Annotated in this window: 14 protein-coding genes; 8 read left to right on the top strand and 6 right to left on the bottom strand. The window is 62.7% G+C overall.

Annotated elements, in window-relative coordinates; all coding sequences use genetic code 11:
* Positions 1 to 149: 149 nt before the first annotated feature.
* Positions 150 to 437 (bottom strand): hypothetical protein, encoded by a 288-nt coding sequence (locus LJ656_RS14075; protein ID WP_230510015.1) that lies wholly within the window; start codon positions 435 to 437, stop codon positions 150 to 152.
* Between the two features lie 1,179 nt (positions 438 to 1,616).
* On the opposite strand from LJ656_RS14075, the gene LJ656_RS14070 reads away from it, so the two are divergent.
* The gene (locus tag LJ656_RS14070; protein WP_230510014.1) at positions 1,617 to 2,015 is read left to right on the top strand and encodes a hypothetical protein; all 399 of its coding nucleotides are present in this window, start codon (positions 1,617 to 1,619) and stop codon (positions 2,013 to 2,015) included.
* 521 nt (positions 2,016 to 2,536) lie between these two features.
* On the opposite strand, the gene LJ656_RS14065 is transcribed toward LJ656_RS14070, so the two are convergent.
* The 4 genes from LJ656_RS14065 to LJ656_RS14050 all read right to left on the bottom strand — a co-directional run bounded on the left by LJ656_RS14065 (position 2,537) and on the right by LJ656_RS14050 (position 14,016).
* Entirely contained in the window at positions 2,537 to 10,762 is an 8,226-nt protein-coding gene (locus tag LJ656_RS14065; RefSeq protein WP_425605933.1) for a hemagglutinin repeat-containing protein, read from the bottom strand.
* Between the two features lie 518 nt (positions 10,763 to 11,280).
* On the bottom strand, positions 11,281 to 11,640 hold the full coding sequence (locus LJ656_RS14060; RefSeq protein ID WP_230510012.1) for a DUF3564 domain-containing protein: 360 nt from the start codon (positions 11,638 to 11,640) through the stop codon (positions 11,281 to 11,283).
* 221 nt (positions 11,641 to 11,861) lie between these two features.
* Positions 11,862 to 13,574 (bottom strand): acid phosphatase, encoded by a 1,713-nt coding sequence (locus LJ656_RS14055; protein WP_230510011.1) that lies wholly within the window; start codon positions 13,572 to 13,574, stop codon positions 11,862 to 11,864.
* 145 nt (positions 13,575 to 13,719) lie between these two features.
* The gene (locus LJ656_RS14050) at positions 13,720 to 14,016 is read right to left on the bottom strand and encodes a hypothetical protein (RefSeq protein WP_230510010.1); all 297 of its coding nucleotides are present in this window, start codon (positions 14,014 to 14,016) and stop codon (positions 13,720 to 13,722) included.
* A 207-nt stretch (positions 14,017 to 14,223) separates the two neighbouring features.
* Here LJ656_RS14050 and LJ656_RS14045 point away from each other — a divergent pair, with 207 nt between their 5' ends.
* Complete coding sequence (locus LJ656_RS14045) at positions 14,224 to 15,213, top strand: IclR family transcriptional regulator (protein WP_230510009.1); 990 nt, start codon at positions 14,224 to 14,226, stop codon at positions 15,211 to 15,213.
* Positions 15,214 to 15,348: 135 nt separating this feature from the next.
* Here the strand turns inward: LJ656_RS14045 and LJ656_RS14040 are convergent, their stop codons facing one another.
* Positions 15,349 to 16,422: a porin gene (locus LJ656_RS14040; RefSeq protein WP_329958875.1), complete on the bottom strand. Its 1,074-nt coding sequence runs from the start codon at positions 16,420 to 16,422 to the stop codon at positions 15,349 to 15,351.
* A gap of 444 nt (positions 16,423 to 16,866) precedes the next feature.
* On the opposite strand from LJ656_RS14040, the gene LJ656_RS14035 reads away from it, so the two are divergent.
* From LJ656_RS14035 to LJ656_RS14010, 6 genes are read left to right on the top strand one after another with little or no spacing between them, the layout of a single operon-like run.
* Positions 16,867 to 17,181, top strand: a complete 315-nt coding sequence (locus tag LJ656_RS14035) for a non-heme iron oxygenase ferredoxin subunit (protein WP_075298394.1) — start codon at positions 16,867 to 16,869, stop codon at positions 17,179 to 17,181.
* A 1-nt stretch (position 17,182) separates the two neighbouring features.
* Entirely contained in the window at positions 17,183 to 17,494 is a 312-nt protein-coding gene (locus tag LJ656_RS14030; protein ID WP_230510008.1) for a recombinase-like helix-turn-helix domain-containing protein, read from the top strand.
* Between the two features lie 47 nt (positions 17,495 to 17,541).
* The gene (locus LJ656_RS14025) at positions 17,542 to 18,636 is read left to right on the top strand and encodes an aromatic ring-hydroxylating dioxygenase subunit alpha (RefSeq protein ID WP_230510007.1); all 1,095 of its coding nucleotides are present in this window, start codon (positions 17,542 to 17,544) and stop codon (positions 18,634 to 18,636) included.
* Positions 18,629 to 19,396, top strand: a complete 768-nt coding sequence (locus LJ656_RS14020) for an SDR family oxidoreductase (protein ID WP_230510006.1) — start codon at positions 18,629 to 18,631, stop codon at positions 19,394 to 19,396. The genes LJ656_RS14025 and LJ656_RS14020 overlap by 8 nt, the downstream gene beginning before the upstream one ends.
* Before the next feature lie 26 nt (positions 19,397 to 19,422).
* Entirely contained in the window at positions 19,423 to 19,950 is a 528-nt protein-coding gene (locus tag LJ656_RS14015; RefSeq protein ID WP_230510005.1) for a cupin domain-containing protein, read from the top strand.
* A 53-nt stretch (positions 19,951 to 20,003) separates the two neighbouring features.
* Entirely contained in the window at positions 20,004 to 20,906 is a 903-nt protein-coding gene (locus LJ656_RS14010) for an alpha/beta fold hydrolase (protein ID WP_230510004.1), read from the top strand.
* Positions 20,907 to 20,932: the final 26 nt, after the last annotated feature.

Below are 20,932 nucleotides of genomic sequence, written 5' to 3'. Positions count from 1 at the left end.
CAAGGCCGGCTCTGTCGCTTCAGCTAAAGAACATGTTCTTTATCACGACGTACGCGATGAAGCTCATCATCGCCGTGAAGAGGATCAGGAATGTGATTCGGCTTCGACGAGACCGAGTAGAAGACGAGAATGGGAAGCTAGGCATCATGTCACCATTCCACTCCAGTTGTTCCTTGATCAACGGAATATCCCCCGCCGACAGTTTCAACATTTGGGGTTTTACCGAGATTAAAACCAGCACCAAAACCTATCGCTGTTGCCGTGCCATTACCTGGAGAATACATCAGACCACTGCCGATTAAATCATATGCTCCTGTCAAACCCCCGGCGTAACCTCCTCCTGCAAAGTCATTTGCCTGTCTTGGCTTCACAGTTGGAGAATTAAGCCATACAGCGGAAATTCCAGCGCTTGCGTTAACCGGATTGGGAAAGTTCATGTTTAACCCGCCGCCAAAGTATGCATTTCCATTGCGCGTGAACGTCCCCCACACGCTTCCCACGAAGTAATCCACCTAGAAGTTCACAAAGTCAGGCAACCGGAACAACCCCGGATTCGAGCCAATTGTCGTCGCCTGATACGTCGGGCCGCTGCCCTGTGCGCTATTCACAATGTACTCCTGAAATATTGAAATCGACCGGTCAGAGCTCTGCATGCATTGCCGCCGCCGAGTGCGCCCATCAACGCACCACCTGCAATGTGCAAAGCCCACGGTCTGTCCCACCCTCATGCAAACCCGGCCAGCGCCGGGTTTGCTGTTATCACGATTTTTTTTGGGACCAAACGATAAAAGTAACTGCTATGGCAGATATCGTTGCTTTTAAAAGGACGCTCCTTCCATTTACCGCATCGAACAAGCTGTGAAGATTAAATTGTGCTAAACAGCCTTGCATAAGGGTGCAGTTCATGATTAGTCCGGCTAACCAAATGATATAAAATCCTCCCGTGCAAATCACCCATACACCAATGAAGGCCAGTAGCCACCGTATCATTTTTTCTGTCCATTAGATTGCGGCAAGTTCTGCGCTGCAGATCCAGCAATTCCTTGCCCCGCGCCACCCGCCAATGTACTAATCTCAACTGCCGCGGGATTTGGTCTAAAGAGATTCCAACCACTACCTGTCCATAATTCACTCTACGCCCAGTCTTCTGGATTGAGTCTAGGTTTAATGTGTGCGTTTGCTCCATTTCCGGCCAATCGGAGTCGATACCGTTTGAGTATATTGCAGCAATCCACGAGGATCACTTCCTCTAATTGAGAGTTGGCTAGCACCCACGGTCGGGTCGAGATGAATCTTGGTCGCAAGGTTGATTGCCGGCTGAAGAGTTCCTTCGGCGAAATAGACCTGCGCGGATATGCCACGTTGATCAGCTATTGTTTGATAGATTCGAAGCAACGAAAGAAATCGTCCAATACTTGTACTTCCCGGCCCGACGAATGAGCGCAGGGCCGAATAGACTGCCAAACATGCCGCGGCAGAATTCATCAAACATGAATCTCTCCGTTTTTCCGTGGCTGCGGGACACCGGCACGTGGAAGAGGTCAGTTTGAACAGCGCATGGATCAGTAAATGCCGGGCGTACCAAGCTAGCTGGCGCCCCACGGATTGGCCGTAACGTGGAAGGTCATATAGTCAGCGCCGGAATTATTCCGATTTTTTTCGCTGACGTTGCACCGAGAAATGCGCACAATGCCAGTCCTGCCGCGATCCCAACCGGCGCAAGTATTCCTGGCAATGTAGAAAGTCATTGCAACTATTCTTTTTGCCGAGTCAGCAAGACCAACTTTGAATACTCAATAACGAATAATGAAGTATATATCCCAATAAAAATGACAATAAAAACCATCCAAAATCTATATCGCCCAAGCCAACGCGAAATAGCTGGACCAAACATGCCACCGAAAACAGCACTCCAAAATCCGTCAAGCATCGTTAGGTTCTCTGAACATTTTGAGGCGATTGAACAGCGGCTTGGGCGGCTCTACCTGCGGCCTGCCCCAGAATTAATTTATTGACCTGGAGCACAAAGCCGGGGCTGCCGTAACTTCATTTATCGAATTTACGACGCCTGCCAGTTAAACATGCCGTTGATCGTTCTCGAACTTGCTACCGCGCTGAGAGCAGCCGCGTGGAGTTACTCAGTGAAACTACCAAATAAGCGCACCTTGCCATCTAACTATGTATTCAAAGACTGTGGCTCGTGACAAACTTGCTGTTAACAGTCGAATTATCCTTTTTTTTCTGGTATCAAGCTTGCGCAAACAAACACGCATAGAACCGCCAGCAGACCTATTCCCATTGGCACTAGCAGTCCTATCGTTGTGAAAGTAAATTCTCGAAATCGCATGAGAGCCGCATGGCCGCCGACCCTCACCAGATCCTGTGCAAACGAAAAGATATGTACTCCAATCGTCACAATAAGAAATATCGTCGAATACCGATACTTCCTGGCCCAGCGCGTGAGTGAGGATCCGAAAAGTCCGCCAAGGACGCCACTCCAGAAACCGTCAAACATGAACGTCTCCCAATCATCGATTCAATCCTGTTGCTGGACCGCACTTTGTACCGCCTTGCCAGCAGTGAGACTCAGGATGATGCCATTTACCTGGATAACAAAACCAGGAGCCGTGGCAACATTCCTTATCGAATTTTCGACACCGGCCCAGCTAAACATCGACGTTTTGAACATTCCATTAATTGCGCCGAATGTTGACGCCGCGGCGAGTCCCTCTACAGAAAACCGGTTATCGAAGCTGGTTCCTATGTCTTGGCCACCTTTGTAGTCCGTGTACGCCCCATATGCAGCTGCCCCTGTATATATTCCACCTGAAATCGTCGCACCGGTCAGTGCCGCAGTGGTCAACGAATATGCCGCCTGAGCGGCCTTATACGCGGCAAAGGCCTGCGGACCAACAGCGATTGCGGCAGTACCTCCCAAAGCCATTCCAGCAACTGCTCCTGTTTGAGCTACATTATCTGCGCCTACACTAGCGAGTTCTGCCTGAGCGTTAATCGCCGCATTCAACGTCGCATCGCTGCACTGCGCGCCCGCACCACATACCGTCGACACCAGATCCTTGCCGATGCCGAAGGGATTACCCTTGCCGCCCTTGCCATCGGCATTACCAGTACTCCGGTTATACAAATCCGCATTCGACGCCGCAAACGCGCCCATGCCCCCACCCACCAGCGCGCCACTCAACCCCGCCAGCACATTCGACGTCACATTCCCCAGCGTCATCGACCCCGTCGCGCCGCCGATCTCATCGGCCAGACCATTCAGCTTCCCGGCCCACGCCGACGACATTCCAGCGCCCGCCGCGCCCGCCGCCGCCGGGCCAATCCCGCCTCCCGCCAGACCTCCAAGCAGGGCGCCACCCGCAACATGCAACGCAACCCGATCTGCCCCACCTTCATCCCACGAATCCGCCTCCGCCTGATACTTCGCGTAGGTCTCCATATCACCGGAAGCCTTCGCCGCATCCGCCGCTTTCTGTGCCGTCTCCTGTTTGGAATCCGCATACGCCGCAATCCCCTGCGCCACTACGTGGCCGGCCGCCTGCGCCGCGGCCATCGTGTCCGCCTGCTGGTTCAGGATGCGGTTCACATCCGGCGTGTTCGAAACCGTGCCATTGGTGTTAGTGGTGTCACGACTCAGGGCCTCCACATCCTGCGTCTGCCGCGCGCCGTCCGTGACATTGATCGCTCCGGCGCCGATCGCACTGCGTGTGGTGGCGCTATCGTCACTGTTCTCGTTGAGGAACATCGGCACCGCACCGCCAGCGCCGCTCACCGATCCCGGCCCAATCGCCTTGCCGGTATTCCCGACACCCGCGCCCACACCGATGCTCCCACTAGACGCACTATAGTGCGACTGGTTCTCGATATCGCTATAGGTAAGCGTGCCGGTCGTCAGCGAATTCTTCGACGCATCCGCATCGCTCGCAATCACCGCGCCCTTCAGATCGGTATTGCCGATGACGTTGATATTGAAACCCCCGTCACCCGCCTGAATCCCCGCCTGCTCCTTGACCTGTGCATAGTTCGAATCCGCATGGCCGTTCTGCGCGCTGAAGCTCGCGCTGCCGCCGCCCTGGCTGACGCTGAAGCCGCCGCTCACACTGCTCTGATGCGCGGTGCTCACGGTCGTATCCTGCACGCTCGCAACATTCAGATTGCCGCCAACGTCGGCCGTGACCGTGCCACCATTGACGTTCGAGCCGATGATGTTCGTATCGCCACCGCTCACGATCGTCACACTGGTCTCACCGGTCACATGCGTGTTGTTCTGCATCGCGGTGTCGCTGTTCGCATCGCCATGCGCATTCGACATCGACGCCGACACCCCAAAACCCTGCGTCCCGTACGACACGCCGACGCTCGCGCTGCTCGACTTGTTCGTGCTGGCGGTCGAATCGGTATCGGTGGTGTTGAGCAGATCGACCTGGTTCCTGGCCGCAAGCACAACATCATTCGCGCTCACGTTCGAACCCGAAACGATGATATTGCCCGAGCCAGCGGAACCGTCACCCGTGGCAACGAACGTGGCCGTGCTGCCGGCCTGCACCGTCGAGCCGGTATGGATGGTCTGATCCTCGCGGTACGTGCTTTTGCTTTGATTGCTGCCGAAGCTCAGTTGTACGCCGATGCTCGGGTTCTTTCCCGCGAGCGCGCCGCCGGTCACGCCCGCCACTGCCATGGCCGAATTGCCCACCGCGGCGATCGCATGCAGTGCCGCTGCGCGGTCGTTGCCGCTGTCCGCGCTATCGCGGGTTGCCTGCGTCTGCGTGACCGCACCGTTGATCGCATCGCCGACGCTGCCTGACAGGCCCAGCGTAAAACCGCTCTGCTTCATCTCCTGCGTTTCGTCATGGTGCGCGGCATTGGCGGCCGCATCGATGATCACGTTGGTGGCCATACCTGTCACGTCCTGCGCGGCGATCACGTCGCTGCCGGTGATATGCAGGTCGTTGCCCGCGTTCATCGTCACGCTGCCGCCGGTGCTGCCCACGAGACTGCCGTTGCTCGTGACGCTGCTGTCGTGCGTAGTCTTCGTCTCCTCGCGGGTACCGAAGTTGATGCTCGCGCCGCCACCGCTCATCGCGCCGAAGCCGGAAGCGTGCTCCTCATGAACCGTGGTGCTCTGGCTCGTGTTCTGCGTGGTCGTTATGTTCAGGTCATGACCGGCCGTGAGCGTCATGTCGTTTGACGAAGCGACGGTCGACCCGCTGATATTCAGATCGTGCGCCGCGCTGGCCGCGACGGTCTCGCCCGCGACCGTCGAGCCGACCGACAGCACCGTATGCGACGTGGACGTATCGGTAATCCTCTCGCTCGACAGGATGCTGGAATGCCGGTTCTCCGACCAGCGATCCGCGTCGTGCGTTTCCGTGACCGCGCCGATCGTGATATCGCTCGCCGCCTGCAGGCTGACCGCGCCGCCCACTGCACCATCGACGCCGCCTGTCGTCACCGACGAACCAAGCACGTTGAGGTTGCCCGTTCCCGACTGGCCCGCCGCGAGGGAGACATCCCCACTCGCGTTGATGTTGCTGCCCCGGGCGGCTTCGTCGTAGGTCGAATCCTTGTGGTGCGCGATATCGCCGCCGATCGACTGGCCGGTATAGGTCGCGGTGTCCTTCGCGGCGGTCACGGTCAGGTCGCCGCCGGCGACCAGCGTCGCATCGCCGCCCGCCTGCACGTGCGTACCGGTCAGCCTCGTGTCGTTGCCGGAGACGGTAGTGAGGTTGCCGCCGGTCGTGATCGTGCTGCCGACGCTGGTTGTCGTGATGCTGCGGTGGCCGTTCAGGCCGTCCGTGGTTCCTGCCTCCTGGGTGGCCGTGAGGGTCGTCGTGCCCACGTTGATATCGCGGCCTGCCGCGATGGCTGCGTCACCCCCGGTCTGAATCGCCGCGCCATTCATGTTCACGTCTCGTCCCGCGAGCAGCGTCGCGCTATTGCTCGCTGAGATCGTGCCGACCGACTGGACCGCCATGCCGGTTGCGCTTGAAGTGAAGCCAGCGTTGCCACCCGCTACCGCAGCCCCCGCAACCGTGCTCTGGTTGACAATATCGCGGCCCGCGCTAACCACCGTATCGACGCCGCCGATGCGTCCGCCGACGTTCGTCACGTCCACCACCGCGGCCACGGTCGTCGCCCCACCACTGCCGATCACGCCCCGGTTCACAACGTTGTTGCCGATGACCGTCGTCGCCACATCGCCGGCGACATGTCCGCTGTTGCTCACATCGCCCGTCGCGTTCAGGTTCACGCGGTTACCGGCGACCAGCGCACCGCTGTCCTGCAGATCGACAGTGCTGGACTGCGCGAGATAAACCTGCGGCACCAGCACCGTCTGCTGCGTACCGTCCGGCAGTGCCACGGTCTGACTTACCAGCCACACCATGTCGGTCGTCAGTTGCGCCATCTGCGCGTCGCTCAACCCGATGCCCACCGTGAGACCGAACGCCTGCGCATACGCCACGCCGTTGTTCATCAGCGCCGTGTATTCATCCAGATTGCTCGTGGCAGGCCCAAGGAACGTCCGCCCGGTCAGCTGCGTGACCTGCTCCATCACCAGTTGCTGTTCATACATGCCGTCGCCGAGACGCTTCGCGGTCACCTGGGGATTCAGGCCGAGCCGGTCGAGCATGTAGTCGCTCGAAATGAACTTCGCGTAGCTCGTCAGGCGCGGATCGGTGACGACGAGACAGGGGGCATCGGGTGCGCTCTGATACGTGTATAGCGCGCTGGCAGGAAGCTTGAGGCCCGGAATACCGCCTGCTGCGTCGCCGAGCGTCTGCGGCCGGTTATCTGACGTACCGGTGCTGCCCAGCTGCGTGCCGGTTGCGTTACCGCCGGACACGCCAGCACCGGTGACGGTCTGGCCGACGCGATCCACGGAGCCAATGGCGATGTCCTGCGCATCGGTCTGGACAGTCTGATTCGCGGTCGCAATGGCCGGCAGCGATGCAACCGTCGTGGACGGCAGCGGCACAGCCGTACCGGTGACGGACTTCGTATCGCTGCTGTCGCCGGTTTTCTGATGCCAGTAGTAGACCGAACTGGTTGTTTCGGTGCCGGTCTGCTGCAACAGGATGCCGGTGTCGTTCACCGAGCCGCCGGTTGCACGGCGCACGAGATCGCCGCCCGCGGCCATCGTCGATGCTTCGTTGTCGATCGTGCCGCCGTCCGCGTTGATGCGGATCGAGCCCTGCGCCTGGATCGTTGCGGCCGTGCCCGCATCGACAAGCCGGTCTGTCGCGGTCGTGGTGGTGACCGTACGGCTCAGTTCGACGTAATCGTGACTGTCGCTGCCGAGCGTCGTGTCGATACGCACGTCCCCGGGCGCGATGTGCTTCGATGGATCGTAGTCCGGATAAAAAGTAAGCGTGACCGTACCGTCGCCGTTCCGGACCAGGCTCTGGTAGTACTGCACCGCGTTACTGGTAATGGTGCGGGTCTGGGCTTCCCCGGTGCAGAAGCCGCGGGGACACAACCAGTACGTATCGGTCAGCGGCGTGGTGAGCGACAGTGTCTGGTTCGCGGTGTCGATGTTCGTCACCTGCGAGGCGGGCAACGTCACCTCCAGCGGCCGGGCCAGTCTGGCGATTGCCGACGCACCGATCGCCTCCGACTTGCCGAAATACCACTGGTCGTAGACAGAACTGCTGTAGCTGCCGAGTTCGTCGATCGGTATGCCACCGGTCCACAGCGTCAGCGTCGGTCCCACCGTCGTGACAGGCGTTCCGGCTTCGGTCTGCACACCTGTGCGCTGGTTCGTCAGCGAGTGCGCGGCGACGTCGATACCGCCCGCGGCCTGGATGATGGCCGCGCTGTTCGTGATCACGCCGGTCTGGTTCGCGAGCAGACCGGTGGCGTCGCGCGCGTTATCGCGCGCCAGCTCCATGTTTCCCGCGCTGTAGATCAGTGCGCCGTCCGCATTCGTCAGCGAACTGGCCGCGTAGATGCCCAGGAACGATGCCCCGGCGATGAGTGCCTGCGCGCCCTTATTGGTCACGTCCGCGGCATTCACGAAGACGTTGTTGCCGATCACAGCGCCCGTGTTGTTCAGGCTCGCACTGTGCGTCGTCACCGTATCGCCCTCGATCCTGCCCGCGTTCGAGATATCGCCCGTGGCGTTGACCGTGGTTGCAGCCGAATTCATGTCGGCGCCTGCCGCGTTGACGACGTTGACCGCATTCACCGTCAGCGCGTTGCCCGCTTCCAGTGCGGCGCTGTTGGTGAGAGTGCCGCCGACGCCGAGCGTCAGATCGTTGTCCGCGTGTAGTACGTTCGCTGCACTGCTGGCGAAGTCCCCTTCGAGCGCCAGCGTGAGGTCGTGGCCCGCCGTCATTTCGCCGTCGCCCGCGAGCGTACCGCTGACGGCGATGTCGCGATTGGCGCGCACCACGCCGCCCGCGTTCGACATCGACGCTACGCGCAGCGACACATCCTGTGCGCTGTCGATGGAGCCGCCGTCATTAACGAGCGTCGCGGCGGGCTGGTCAAGATTCAGCGCCGTCGCGCCGCACAGCGTGCCCGCAGTGTTATCGACCGTATCGGTGACGGCGAGGGTCGCGGTGCCGCCAGCCACCAGCTGGCCCGCGGACCGGTTCACCAGGTTCCGTGCGTTGACCCGAACATCGCCGTTACCGCCCAGCACGCCGGCGGTATTCGCGATCGTGTCGGCAGCGCTGAGCGTGGTCTGCCCGATTCCCGCATTAGTGATCGAACCCGACGTGTTGTCGATGTCCGAACCGGTCACGGCAAGGTTGCCGCTCGCGCCGTTCGCGGCAATCACGCCGCCCGCGTTCGTGAGCGCGCCTCCCGCGTCGAGCGTCAGGTCCGCGCCGCTTTGTGCGGAGCCGCCCGAGTTGTCGAAATCGCCGAGCGTGGAAACCGTGAGGCCCGCGTCGCCGTATATCTGCCCGGCGTTGCGGTTGACGACTCCGCTGGCGGCCGCGACGCTTGCGGCCTGCTGCGCGGCTAGTCTGCCGCCGGTGTTGTCGAGCGATGCCGCTGCGATTTGCAGCGCGCCGTTCGTTGCGATCTGGCCGCTCACGTTGGAGAGGGCGCCAACCGGGCCGATGGCGAGTAGGCCGGTGCCCGCGTGCTCGATGTTGCCGCTGTCGTTCGTGATCGACTGTGCGCTTACCGTGAGGTCCTGCGCGTTCGATGCAATCGTGCCGCGCGTGTTATCCAGCGTGCCGCCCACGCTGATCGTCTGAGCCGCCGTACCGGTCTGCCGGATGGTGCCGTCGCGGTTGGTCAGCGCCCCTGTGCTCGATACGCGCACACGGTCGCCGTCGATCAGGCCGGACGTGTTGTCGATGGATGCCGCGGACACGGTGATATCCGTCGCCGCAAGCTGACCCTGCACGTTGGAAAGCGCAGCGGCCGCTTGCACGGCCAGCGCACCACCTGCGTTTACCGTCGCGCCCGATGTGTCCACAACCCCGCCCGCTGCAGTCAACGCAATATCGCCGTTTGCTAACGTGCTGCCGCCGGCGAGATCGAGCGACGCCCCCTGGAGCGTTACGTTGCCACCCGCGAGGTTGCTGCCGGTCGCGGAGAGCACGCCTGCCGCGTTCACGTTGAGGTCGCCACTGCCCGCAACGCTGCCGTCCGGATCGATCCCCGCACCGAGCGTGCCGGTTGACGTCACGCTACCCGCACCGATGGTGAGGTTCCGCTGCGCGTAGGTCGAGCCGCTGTTATCTAAATCGCCCGCCGCCGACACCGCCAGGTTGCCGCTCGCGATTGTCTTGCCGGCGAGAACCAGCGTGCCCTGCGTCGTGAGCGTCAGGTCACCCGCCTGGGCCGCGATCACGCCCGCATTGGACACCCCCACACCGTTTTCTGTGCCGACGAGCAGAATGCGATTCGCGTACATGCCGCCGAGCTGGCTCACGTCGATCGACACACCCGGCGCTGTGCCGCTGCCTGCGATCGACGCCGCGGCCAGCGTGTCGTGGTCGACCTGATTTGCGCCGCTGACGACATTCAGCGTATTGGCGTAGATCTTCGCGTTAGTCTGCACCGCCCTGGCAATCAGGTCCACCTGATCGATATTGCTCGCGTCGAGACCCGTGCCCTGGACGGAAATCAGGCCTCCGGTTACGTTAAAACCGCTCAGGTTGCCGCCCGCATCGAGCATCGGCGTTCCGGTGGTGAGAATGCCCCGCGTGGTATTGATGAAGCCACCGCCATCGACGACGATCCCCGACCCGTTTGCCACGACGACTTCAGCCTTGTTCCCGGCCACCTCGATGAACCCGCGCAGCTGACTTGGCGAATTGCTGTTGACCTGATTGAGAATGATCCGCGCGGACTGGCCCGGCGCAAGATTCGCGTTGCCGCTCACCTGTCCCGCGAGTTCTGTGTTGGTAATAACGGGCGAATTGTTCAGGATCGCGCCGTTTTGTTGTACATCGAACTGTGAGTACGTATTAACCGAAACGCCCGCATTCGACGGCTGATTAATATCGACCTGCGGCAAACCACTTCGCGTCTGGATCACGTTTGGCGCGTGCGCGCCTGAAGACACGATTTGAGCGTCCGCGAGAACGGGTGCGAGTGCGCACAGTGCCAGCGCAGCGAATGCCGCATCACGCATCGCGAACAGCGTGATGCGGCGCTGTGAGATCGTCGGACGGATTGCGTGCTGACTTGCGTTGGCGTGCGAAATGGCGGTTTCCGCAACAGCGACGAGCATACCCCGGCACCGGCTGAAAACCAGCCTGAACATATTTCTATTCATTCGGTGTAGCGTTTTTATTAGCTTTCCGAAAGTACCTCGCATCGCCATTAACGTGAGTTAAATCAACATTCACGTGAGTTAAAAACAGTCAATTACGTATGAAGCAAACAACGGTAATTGAAATTAGGAATTGTCCATGGACGAGCTGACGGAACTGTCGGAGCGTCAGGCACCTCGATTCGGGCCTGGCATGCAAGCATGTCGGTGAGTTGCGGAACAGCGAGCGAGAACATCGGAGAAAGAGGCGAGGGCGGAGAACGGCGCGCATGCCCGCATAGCAAAAAAATGGGCCGCTTTGCAGCGACCCGAATGCGTGGACTTCCGACTCTACGCACGCAAGCTTAAGGACTTCTTAAGTGCTGCGCCAACGGCCGCGTCTGTGTGCGTTGGCGCACGCACATGCACGCAACCATGCACGCGGCGCGAACGAACACGCGCGAAAACGCGCGAGCCATCGCCCGCGCGTGAGCCGGAAGTTTCGACCGAAACAGGGAAAGCGCGCCGAAGCGCGCGAGAACTTAATTACCGAACAGACTGTTTTCCGCGCGGACCTTTTGACGGTCCACCGCCTGCAAACGCCAGAAGCCGCTGGTGGGCTTGCGCGATTGCAACGCGGTCCAGGCGGCGGCGCCTTGCGCGGCGCTCACTCGCTCCTTTCTATCGACGTGCAGACCGCGCAACGTGCACAGCGGCGCATCGGCACTCGGCGCGCACAGCGTGGTGACGCCGTCTTCGTCGTGAAGCTCTCCCCACGGGGGCAAGTCGATCCCTTGATGCGCTTCTCTCGACCACCGGCGTTCGTCGGTATCGAGCCATAGCACAGCGTAATCGTGGCTTACGGTGGGATCGGAACCGTTGATCAGGATGGTCAGTCGCATGTTCAGTCCCGTACAAAGTGCGAAGTGCTTTATCAGTCTAGGCGGCGGCGCGCGTTATGCAAGGCCGCGGCGAGACAAGGCAGAGGAATATATTTGTGCCGCCATCACCGATCGAGGTACGTCGGATGCTGGCCCGTACAGAAGTGTTCGCGACGTGCACGCCGCGGCAAAAAAACGTGCACGTCGCGAGATCCTTCGCGATCCGTTCTGCTGTTGCGAACTCAGGCCAGATCGAGCGACGCAGTCAAATCCCCGAGCGGCGCGAGTCCATTCTTCGCGAACGCCTGATCGCGCGCGAGCACTCCATCGAGCGGCGCGAGTCCGTGCACGCGACTGATAAAACGCAGAATCGAATTGGTGTCGTACACCGTGTGATCGACATAGCCCTTTTTCGCAAGCGGCGAAATCACCAGCGCCGGAATGCGCGAGCCCGGACCCCAGCGGTCGCCGGTCGGCGGCGCGACCGGATCCCACCAGCCGCCGTTCTCATCGACGGTGACGATCACGACCGTATCCGCCCATTGCGGACCGCGCTGCAGATGTTCGACGATCGTCGCGATATGACGGTCGCCCGATTTGACGTCCGCGTAACCCGCGTGCATGTTCAGGTCGCCTTGCGGTTTGTAGAACGTGACGCTCGGCAGACGCCCGGCGTCGATGTCGGCGAGCAGCCGGTTGGTCGACGGCTCGTCGCCCATCCCGCCGTCGCGAAGATGTCGGCGGCGCGCCGCGCTGCCCGGCGCGTAGTTGGCGAAGTAGTTGAACGGCTGATGGTGATACTGGAAATCGGGCACCGCGCCGGTGTCGCGATGCTTGAGTGCGTATTGCCAGGCGCCGCTGTACCACGCCCAGTCGATCCCCTTGTCCGATAGCCGGTCGCCGATCGTCGCGTAAGTTTGCGGACGCAGCACACGCGGATCGGCGGGGTCGGCGAATGCCGGATCGCCGCCCAGAGCCGCGCGCACGTTGCTCGGCTGATACGGCGGCGCCATGGTGTTGACCGCGTAGCCGTCGGCGGTGAACGCGCCGTCGTTGACGAATCTCGGCGGGCCGTCGAGCGCCGAGGCGGGGCAGTCGGCGGCGAGCTTGAGCCGCGTGCCGGTCGGGTCGTCGCCGTCGACCACCGAAACCAGCTTTTTCGCCGGGCTGTTATGAATGTCCGGGTAGTACGGCGCCTGCGCGGAGATCAGGAAGATGTGGTTCAGCCACGAGCCGCCGAACGCCGCCATGAAGAAGTTGTCGCACAGCGTGTACTGCTGCGCGAGATTCCACAGCCGCAGCGAGTCGGCCGAATTGCGATAGTGGCCCATCACGAGGCCGCCGGAGTCGCCCCACGCGGCGAACTGGTTGTTGCGCCCCGCGTTGATCTGCATCTGGTTCTGATAGAAGCGGTGCACGAGGTCGCGCGTGATCACCCCGGTCGGCAGCGGCGCGCCCTGCGCGTCGACGAGTTGGAACGGCCGGTTGCGCAGATGGTCGAGATCGTTCTCGCCGATCATGAAGCGCTTGCCGTCCACCTCCTGCGCCTGCGGCACGAGGCCGCCCCAGATTGCCGGCAGCCGCGGAAGCGGCGTCTTGCCGTCGCGATCGAGCTGCGCGTAGCGCTCGGCGCTCACCGCGGCGAGTGGCTGCTGCACGCCCGGGTAGTTGCCGTACAGGTTCGCGAAGCTGCGGTTCTCCGCGTAGATCACGACGATCTGTTTGACCTGCGCGTGCAGCGCGGCGTCGAGCCGTGCGTCGGCGGCGCTGCGCGGCGGCGGGTTGCCCGCGAGAGCGTCGCCGGTTTTGCAGCCGCTCAGCGCGAGGCCGAGGCCGACCGCGGCGAGACCGGTGAGGACGCGGCGGCGTTCGGGATCGTCGGGCAGGTCGTTGGGGCTATCGATCGAGGTGGCGTTGTCCAGCTTCGGCGGCAAGTCAGGATCGTGGGCGGTCATCGGTGAGTTCCGAAAGAGACGTGTCGCGCGTTCGCACAGCTCGGCACGCGGGCGACACCGGTTGCGTTTTCCGGGAGGCCGGTTGGCCTCGCGACTTGATGCGGCTTGCTTGTGGTGGCTCAGCGCGGCTCGTTGCGCCGCGACTCTATGGCAGCCGGCGTTTGACGCGCCAGCTATGCTGCGTTGCATCGACGGCGAACAGCAACCAGTGCCGTGCGTTTACCGGGTGACGCCGTTGCGTCGCGTACCCGTCGACGCTCAGTTCGAGTTCGTCGTGTGCGCGCCGCTGGCAGGTTGCGTGCGCGCCGGAGCCATCGGCGAATTCGACGTGCGCGTCGGCGAGACGCGGCCCCGCGGCCGGCTCGGGCAGATGCGCGATGCGCACCGCGCAGCCCGGATAAAGATGGGAGTCGGCGACCTGAATCTGGATGGCATCGGACATGGCGGGGTCTCCACACGCTGTCTCGGCGCGGCCGCGCGGCGCGATACCCGTACGGCCGGACCGGAGCCAAGCATAGCACCGCGTGGCCGAATCGCCGCATGCTTCGCGCTATGATGACGAACCGAGGCAGGTTTTACAGATGGAACACCGTACGCCGGAGTCGAGCCGGCCTCGTATCCGATGAACCGCAGAGAAACGGCAGCCAAGATGGCAAAAGAAGAGCAGACAGGAGTGGGACGCAGGCAAACCAAAACTCGCGCGACGGCCGCCGCCGCGTCGCAGAGCGAAGCGGTACAAACCGAGGCAAAAGCACAGGCACACGCGGCGCGCGCGGACTCGCTCGCGGCATCCGATGACGACAGCGCGGGCGGCTCGACCTATCTGGTGCCGGGCCTCGAACGCGGCCTGCGCATCCTTGCCGAATTCAGCGCGCGCGAACCGGTGCTCGGCGCGCCTGAACTTTCGAAGCGGATCGGCATTCCGCGCACCACCACCTTCCGTTTGCTGCAGACGCTCGAAGCGCTCGGCTTCCTCGAACGCGTGAACGGCGACCGTTATTTCCGGCTGAGCGTCGCGGTGCTGCGGCTCGGCTTCGAATATCTGAGCTCGCTCGAACTGACCGACGTCGGCACGCCGATCCTCGAACGCCTGCGCGATGCGACCGGCTTCAGCACGCATCTGCTGATCCGCGATCAGCGCGACGTGGTGTTCGTCGCGAAGGCGCAGACGCACGAGCCGATGTTCAGTTCGGTGAAGGTGCACGTCGGCACCCGGCTGCCCGCGCATGCGACCGTGCACGGCCAGGTGCTGATGGGCGACCTGAGTTTCGAGCAGTTGCGCCAGCTGTATCCGGAGCCGCAGCTCGAACGCTTCACCGACCGCACGCCGGCGACCGTCGAGGAACTGTACGGCCGCGTGCGCGAGAGCGCGGCGCTTGGCTACGCGGTCAGCGAGGCATCGTTCGAGCGGGGGATTTCGGTGGTGAGCGCGCCGGTGCGCGACCAGAGCGGCAAGATCGCCGCGGCGCTGACCATTACGGTGCCGCGTTCGGATCTCGGCGAGAGCGCGGCGCGCGATCCACTGGTCGTGTCGGTGTGCCAGGCGGCGCTCGAGCTGTCCGAGCGGCTCAGCTACCGGCCGCGGCCGGACGATCCGACCGCGATGCAGGCACGCCGCCGGCAGGTGCCCGCGCACTGAGGGCGTCACCGGTGCGTTATCGCATGCGCGCCGGCGGCGACTTCCTCAACACTTACTTCATCGCGTTTAACGAAACCGGCCGCCTTGCGCGGCCGGTTTCATATCGTCACGTTATGAGTGGCTCAAACCCGCGCCTTAAAACGAGTGATGAATGCCGCTCAGCACGATTGCCTGATTGCGGCCGCTCGACACGCCGGCGGTGAAGAACGCCGCATCGGTGTTCGACCCCGCGCGCTGATACAGCGCGTTGATATACACCTGGGTCGACTTCGACAGCGCATAGATATTGCCGATCATGAACTGGGTCCAGCGATGGCCGGCCAGCGTGGTCGTCGCGGCGCCGCCGGCGATCGTGTTGAACGGCGTGACCGACCAGTTCGCGCCCGCGTCATAGCTCTGATAGGTATCCGAATGACCGGCGCTTTCGAGCTTCACACGCGTGTACAGGCCGTGCACCAGCACGCTGCCGAACTGGTACGACAGGCCCGCGCCCATGTTCTGCAGCTTGTCGGCGGTATAGGTCGCGGCCGGCTGGCCCTGGAAAGTCGTGATGCCGGTCGTGACGATCGACGGCGTGCGGTTGTTTTCGTTCGAGTAGCTTGCACCCGCCTTGAAGCCGCCGTTCGCATAGGTCGCCGCGAAACCGTAGGTGCGGCCGGTCGCGAAGTTGGTCTGGTTGCCGAGCCCCATCATTGCGCCGAACGTGAAGCCGCCGAACGACGCCGAGCGGAACTTCGCCGAGTTGTCGTACGGGACCACCGCGGTGTTCGCGAGCGCGTCGATATTGCCCGGGTGGAACGCATACCAGCTCGCGGCCTGATAGGCGGTGCTGAAGGTGCCGAGCACGTCGAAGCTGAACGGCGTCTGGTGACCGAAGGTCAGCGTGCCGAAGCGATCGGACGACAGCCCCACATAAGCCATCCGGTTGAACAGCACGCCGGGCTTGGCCATCGCGCCGTTGTTCGTGTAGAAGCCGTTTTCGAGCTGGAATACCGCCTTCAGACCGCCGCCCAAATCTTCCACCCCCTTCAGGCCCCAACGGTCGGGCTGCATGTTGCCCTGTTCGAGCATCCACTTCGCGTGGCCGCCCACGTTGCTGATATAGGCGACGCCGGCATCGAGGCTGCCGTATAGCGTGACACTGCTCTGCGCCCACGCGCCCGTGGTCATGCAGGTTGCCGTCAAAGCGGCTGCAATCAGTTGCTTCACCGTTGGTTCTCCTGATCAAACGACGTGGACACTCGTCGCATGCAGCGTCCTTTGATCTGTTCTTGGGGTTGATTCCGTTCTGATCCCGCGTCAGAACCTCATGGGGTTACGTTCCTAATGTTCCATATATGGACAAACGTATCGCCTATGGAAAGTATAGTGAAGTCAAAATCATTCCCAATAGTTTTCGGGATTGGGACAAACCCTCTCTTTATGGTTGCCAATCGTCCCACCATTGGCCTTATCCCTCGCCCAGCAAAGGCCCGTGTGGCATAAGGCTCAGCGCGATTCGCGGCAGCGCGGCGTCGGTGAAAAACGACAGTCGGTGTTTTCCCTGGAGAAGCTATTTTTTTATTTTGTTCGGCGCAGACACGCTCCTATAATTGTCCATACACGAACTGATGTTCCGTATATGGAACGTAAAGGCTCAGGAGAACGTGAGAAATGACTGAACAATGGCGCTGTGCCGGACATGCCGGCGACCTGTCCGAAGACTCCCCGCTCGAATTCAAATTCGACGACACGGAGGTCGGCATCTACAAGGTGGGCGACGAGATCTACGCGATGGAAAACGTCTGCCCGCACGCGTACGCGCTGCTGACGCAGGGTTTCATCGACGGCGACACCGTCGAATGTCCGCTGCACGAAGCCGTGTTCCATATTCCGACCGGCAAGTGCCTGAAAGAGCCGGGCGGCCGCGACCTGAAGATGTACTCGGTACGTCTCGCAGGTGAAGAAATCCAGATCAAGGTGGAATGACATGCGAGAGGTAGCCGTGAATTTCAATCCGTTCCTGAAGCCGTGGCTCGCGCCGCAACCGAACAACGTCGCCGGCAAGGGCGTGATCGAGAAGCCGGGCGAGAGCACCAACATGGTCTGGCAGAACCGCAAGGCCGAGCCGACCCAGTACGAAAACGACTTCGGCGATGCGCTCGAACGCGTTTTCGAAGCCGGCGCGACGCAGTTGCAGGAAGTAGTCGACGGCCTGAACCGCGACGGCTTCCGCACCCCGGAAGGCACGCAATGGAATGCCGAGCGCCTGGCCGCCGAATTCCGTCAGCTCGCCGACTAAGCCGGCTTTCCGAACCCGTTTCATCGCATTCGTACTGGAGTCTCTTCATGACGTCCCCCACTACAACTGAAAGCGCCGCCGATCCGGTCAAGGCGTATCTGGACCGCGGCCTGCGCAACTACTGGTATCCGGTCGCGCCGAGCTGGCAGGTCGGCAACGCGCCGATCGGCGTGACACGGCTCGGCGACCAGATCGTGCTGTGGCGCGACAACGAAGGCAAAGTCCACGCGCTCGAAGACCGCTGCCCGCATCGCGGCGCGCGTCTGTCGCTCGGCTGGAATCTCGGCGACCGCGTCGCGTGCTGGTATCACGGCGTCGAAGTGAACGGCGGCGGCACCGTGGTCAACGTGCCGGCGGTGTCGAACTGCCCGCTCGAAGGGCGCACCTGCGTGAAGTCGTACCCGGCCGAAGAACGCGCCGGCGCGATCTTCCTGTGGTTCGGCGACGACGCGCACAAGGAACCCGCGCCGTTGACCCTGCCGGAAGAACTGGTTGGTGAGGAGTACGCAAGCTTCCTGTGCATGTCGAACTGGAAGTGCAATTACCAGTACGCGATCGACAACGTGATGGACCCGATGCACGGCGCCTATCTGCACGCGACCTCGCACTCGATGGCCGAAGGCGACAAGCAGGCCGACATGCGTGTGCGCAAAACCGAAACCGGTCTGATGTTCGAGAAGACCGGCCAGCGCGACGTGAACTTCGACTGGGTCGAACTCGGCGACACCGGCGCGCTGTGGATGCGCCTCGCGATTCCGTACAAGAAGAAGTTCGGCCCCGGCGGCAGCTTCGGGATCATCGGCTTTGCGGTGCCGGTCGACGGCGAGAACTGCCAGGTCTACTTCTGGCGGACCCGCAAGGTGCAGGGCTGGCAGCGCGACGCATGGCGCTTCCTGTATCGCAACCGCCTCGAAGGTCTGCACTGGGACGTGCTGGAACAGGACCGCTACGTTCTGGAGAGCCTCGCGCCGAACGCGCGCGAGCACGAGTTCCTGTATCAGCACGACGTCGGCATGACGCGTGTGCGCCGCATGCTGCGGCAACGCGCGCAGCAGGATCTCGCCGCACTCGACGCGCATCGCGCGGCGAACGCGGCCCCCGCAGCCGCTGCAAGCGCCGCAGCCGGGCATAGCCATGCATAACACCGCACTCGCAGCGCTCGACGGCCGGCGCGTTCTCGTGACGGGCGGCGCGCGCGGTCTCGGCGCGGCGTTCGTACGCGCTCTGGTCGAAGCCGGTGCGCAGGTCGTGTTCGGCGACGTGCTGCACGACGAAGGCCGCGCGCTCGCCGCGTCGCTGGTCGAGCAGGGTCACGCGGCCCACTACCTGCCGCTCGATCTCGCCGACCCCGCCAGCATCAAGGAATTTGCGCAGCAGGGCGCGGCGCGCCTGGGCGGTCTCGATGCGCTGATCAACAACGCGGCGATCACCAATTCGGGCGGCAAGTTCGCCGATGAACTGTCGGTCGACACGTGGGACGCGGTGATGAACGTCAACGTGCGCGGCACCTGGCTGATGAGCAGCGCCGCGCTGCCGTATCTGCGCGACTCGGGCCGCGGCGCGGTCGTCAACATCGCGTCGGATACGGCGATGTGGGGCGCGCCGAAGCTGCTCGCGTACGTCGCCAGCAAGGGCGCGGTGATCTCGATGACCCGTTCGCTCGCGCGCGAATTCGGCGCGCACGGCGTGACCGTCAACGCGATCGCGCCGGGGCTGACCGAAGTCGAGGCGACCGCCTACGTGCCCGCCGAGCGTCACGAGTACTACCTGCAAGGCCGCGCGCTGACGCGCGCACAAGTGCCCGACGACGTAACCGGGCCGGTGCTGTTCCTGTTGTCCGATGCCGCTCGCTTTGTGACCGGCCAGCTGCTGCCGGTAAACGGCGGCTTTGTAATGAATTGATCTAGTCGAATCGAAAGGAGAAACAGATGGCGGACGCCGACAACGAACGTAAATCCTGGGACCAACCCGCGGACGCGAATTTCCAGCAGTGGCTCGACAGCCGTGTCGCGCGCTTCGAAACGCGCCGCTACGACTGGGACGCGCTGAAGTTCCAGGCCGACTACGACCCGAAGTATCGCCGTGCGCAGATGCGCTACGTCGGCACCGGCGGCACCGGCGTCGCGAAGGACATGAACACGGTGCCCGCGGGCAACTTCACGTTCTCGACGATGGTGATTCCGGCCGGCAACATCGGCCCGAGCCATATTCATACGGACGTCGAAGAAATTTTCTTCGTGCTGCGCGGCAAGATGAAAGTGATCTGCGAGCGTGACGGCGAAACGTGGGAAGCGGTACTCGGCGAGCGCGACCTGATCTCGGTGCCGCCCGGCGTGTATCGCACGGAAATCAACATCGGCGACGAAGACGCGCTGATGTGCGTGATGCTCGGTTCGGCCAAGCCGATCACGCCGACCTATCCGCCGGATTCGCCGCTCGCGAAGATCAAGCGCTAAGCACTGCGCGCGACATCCAGCGGTTTCACGTCACCTCATCCACGAAGGCAATCATGTCCGCCGTCCCGTCCGCCCACGACAAGCAGCCCGTCTCGCTCGAAGCGCGTCTGGCCCGCTATCCGGCGCAGCAAAGCAGCCTCGCGGCGCAACGCGTGCTCAGCTATCGCGAAGCCGATCGCGCCGCCGGTCGTGCCGAGACTCGTGCCGAAAATCTCGCGCTGCCGCTGGTGTTGTTGCACGGGATCGGTTCGGGCGCGGCTTCGTGGGTCCAGCAGTTCGACGCGCTCGGCGACTCGCGCCGCGTGCTGGCCTGGGATGCGCCGGGGTATGGCGCATCCACGCCGGTCGCGGCCGCGTCGCCGGCCACGCAGGATTACGCAGAAGTACTGAAGGAATGGCTCGACGTACAACGCATCGAACGCTGCGTGCTGGTCGGGCATTCGCTGGGGGCGATCGTCGCCGGCGCGTTCGCGGCCGCGCAGCCGGACTATCTGGCCGGACTGCTGCTCCTGTCGCCGGCGGGCGGCTACGGCGCGGCGGCCGCCGACGTGCGCGACGCGAAGCGCGACCAGCGCCTGGCGATGCTCAGCGAACTCGGCCCCCAGGGCCTCGCGGATAAGCGCAGCGGCAACATGCTGTCGGCCAACGCGAGCGACGAAGCACGCGCATGGGTGCGCTGGAACATGTCGCGGGTGATCCCGCACGGCTATGCGCAGGCCACCCATCTGCTCGCCAACGCGGACCTCGCGAGCGACCTCGCGCGCTACGAAGGCCGCATCTGCGTCGCGGTCGGCGCCGAAGACAGGATCACCACGCCGCAAGCCTGCGAGCGCATCGCCCAGGCGGCGCGTACCCGCTTGCAGATCGTGCCGGGCGCGGGACACGCCGGCTATATCGAAGCGCCCGCCGCCTACACCGCGATCATCGACACGTTCTGCCGCGCGAGCGGCGCGTAACAAGGCCATGCCGAGCCAATGCGGAG

The sequence above is a fragment of the Paraburkholderia sejongensis genome (assembly GCF_020880815.1).
Classification (GTDB): Bacteria; Pseudomonadota; Gammaproteobacteria; order Burkholderiales; family Burkholderiaceae; genus Paraburkholderia; species Paraburkholderia sejongensis.
Note: the sequence above shows the minus strand (reverse complement) of the source record. Positions and strands in the feature narration are given on the sequence as shown.

Bases quoted from the DNA above. Each gene is read 5' to 3' on its own strand.
- LJ656_RS14045 (WP_230510009.1), top strand. From the start codon at position 14,224: ATGGCAAAAGAAGAGCAGACAGGAGTGGGACGCAGGCAAACCAAAACT.
- LJ656_RS14065 (WP_425605933.1), bottom strand. From the start codon at position 10,762: ATGAATAGAAATATGTTCAGGCTGGTTTTCAGCCGGTGCCGGGGTATG.
- LJ656_RS14015 (WP_230510005.1), top strand. From the start codon at position 19,423: ATGGCGGACGCCGACAACGAACGTAAATCCTGGGACCAACCCGCGGAC.
- LJ656_RS14075 (WP_230510015.1), bottom strand. From the start codon at position 437: ATGAACTTTCCCAATCCGGTTAACGCAAGCGCTGGAATTTCCGCTGTA.
- LJ656_RS14010 (WP_230510004.1), top strand. From the start codon at position 20,004: ATGTCCGCCGTCCCGTCCGCCCACGACAAGCAGCCCGTCTCGCTCGAA.
- LJ656_RS14055 (WP_230510011.1), bottom strand. From the start codon at position 13,574: ATGACCGCCCACGATCCTGACTTGCCGCCGAAGCTGGACAACGCCACC.
- LJ656_RS14020 (WP_230510006.1), top strand. From the start codon at position 18,629: ATGCATAACACCGCACTCGCAGCGCTCGACGGCCGGCGCGTTCTCGTG.
- LJ656_RS14060 (WP_230510012.1), bottom strand. From the start codon at position 11,640: ATGCGACTGACCATCCTGATCAACGGTTCCGATCCCACCGTAAGCCAC.
- LJ656_RS14050 (WP_230510010.1), bottom strand. From the start codon at position 14,016: ATGTCCGATGCCATCCAGATTCAGGTCGCCGACTCCCATCTTTATCCG.
- LJ656_RS14030 (WP_230510008.1), top strand. From the start codon at position 17,183: ATGCGAGAGGTAGCCGTGAATTTCAATCCGTTCCTGAAGCCGTGGCTC.
- LJ656_RS14035 (WP_075298394.1), top strand. From the start codon at position 16,867: ATGACTGAACAATGGCGCTGTGCCGGACATGCCGGCGACCTGTCCGAA.
- LJ656_RS14025 (WP_230510007.1), top strand. From the start codon at position 17,542: ATGACGTCCCCCACTACAACTGAAAGCGCCGCCGATCCGGTCAAGGCG.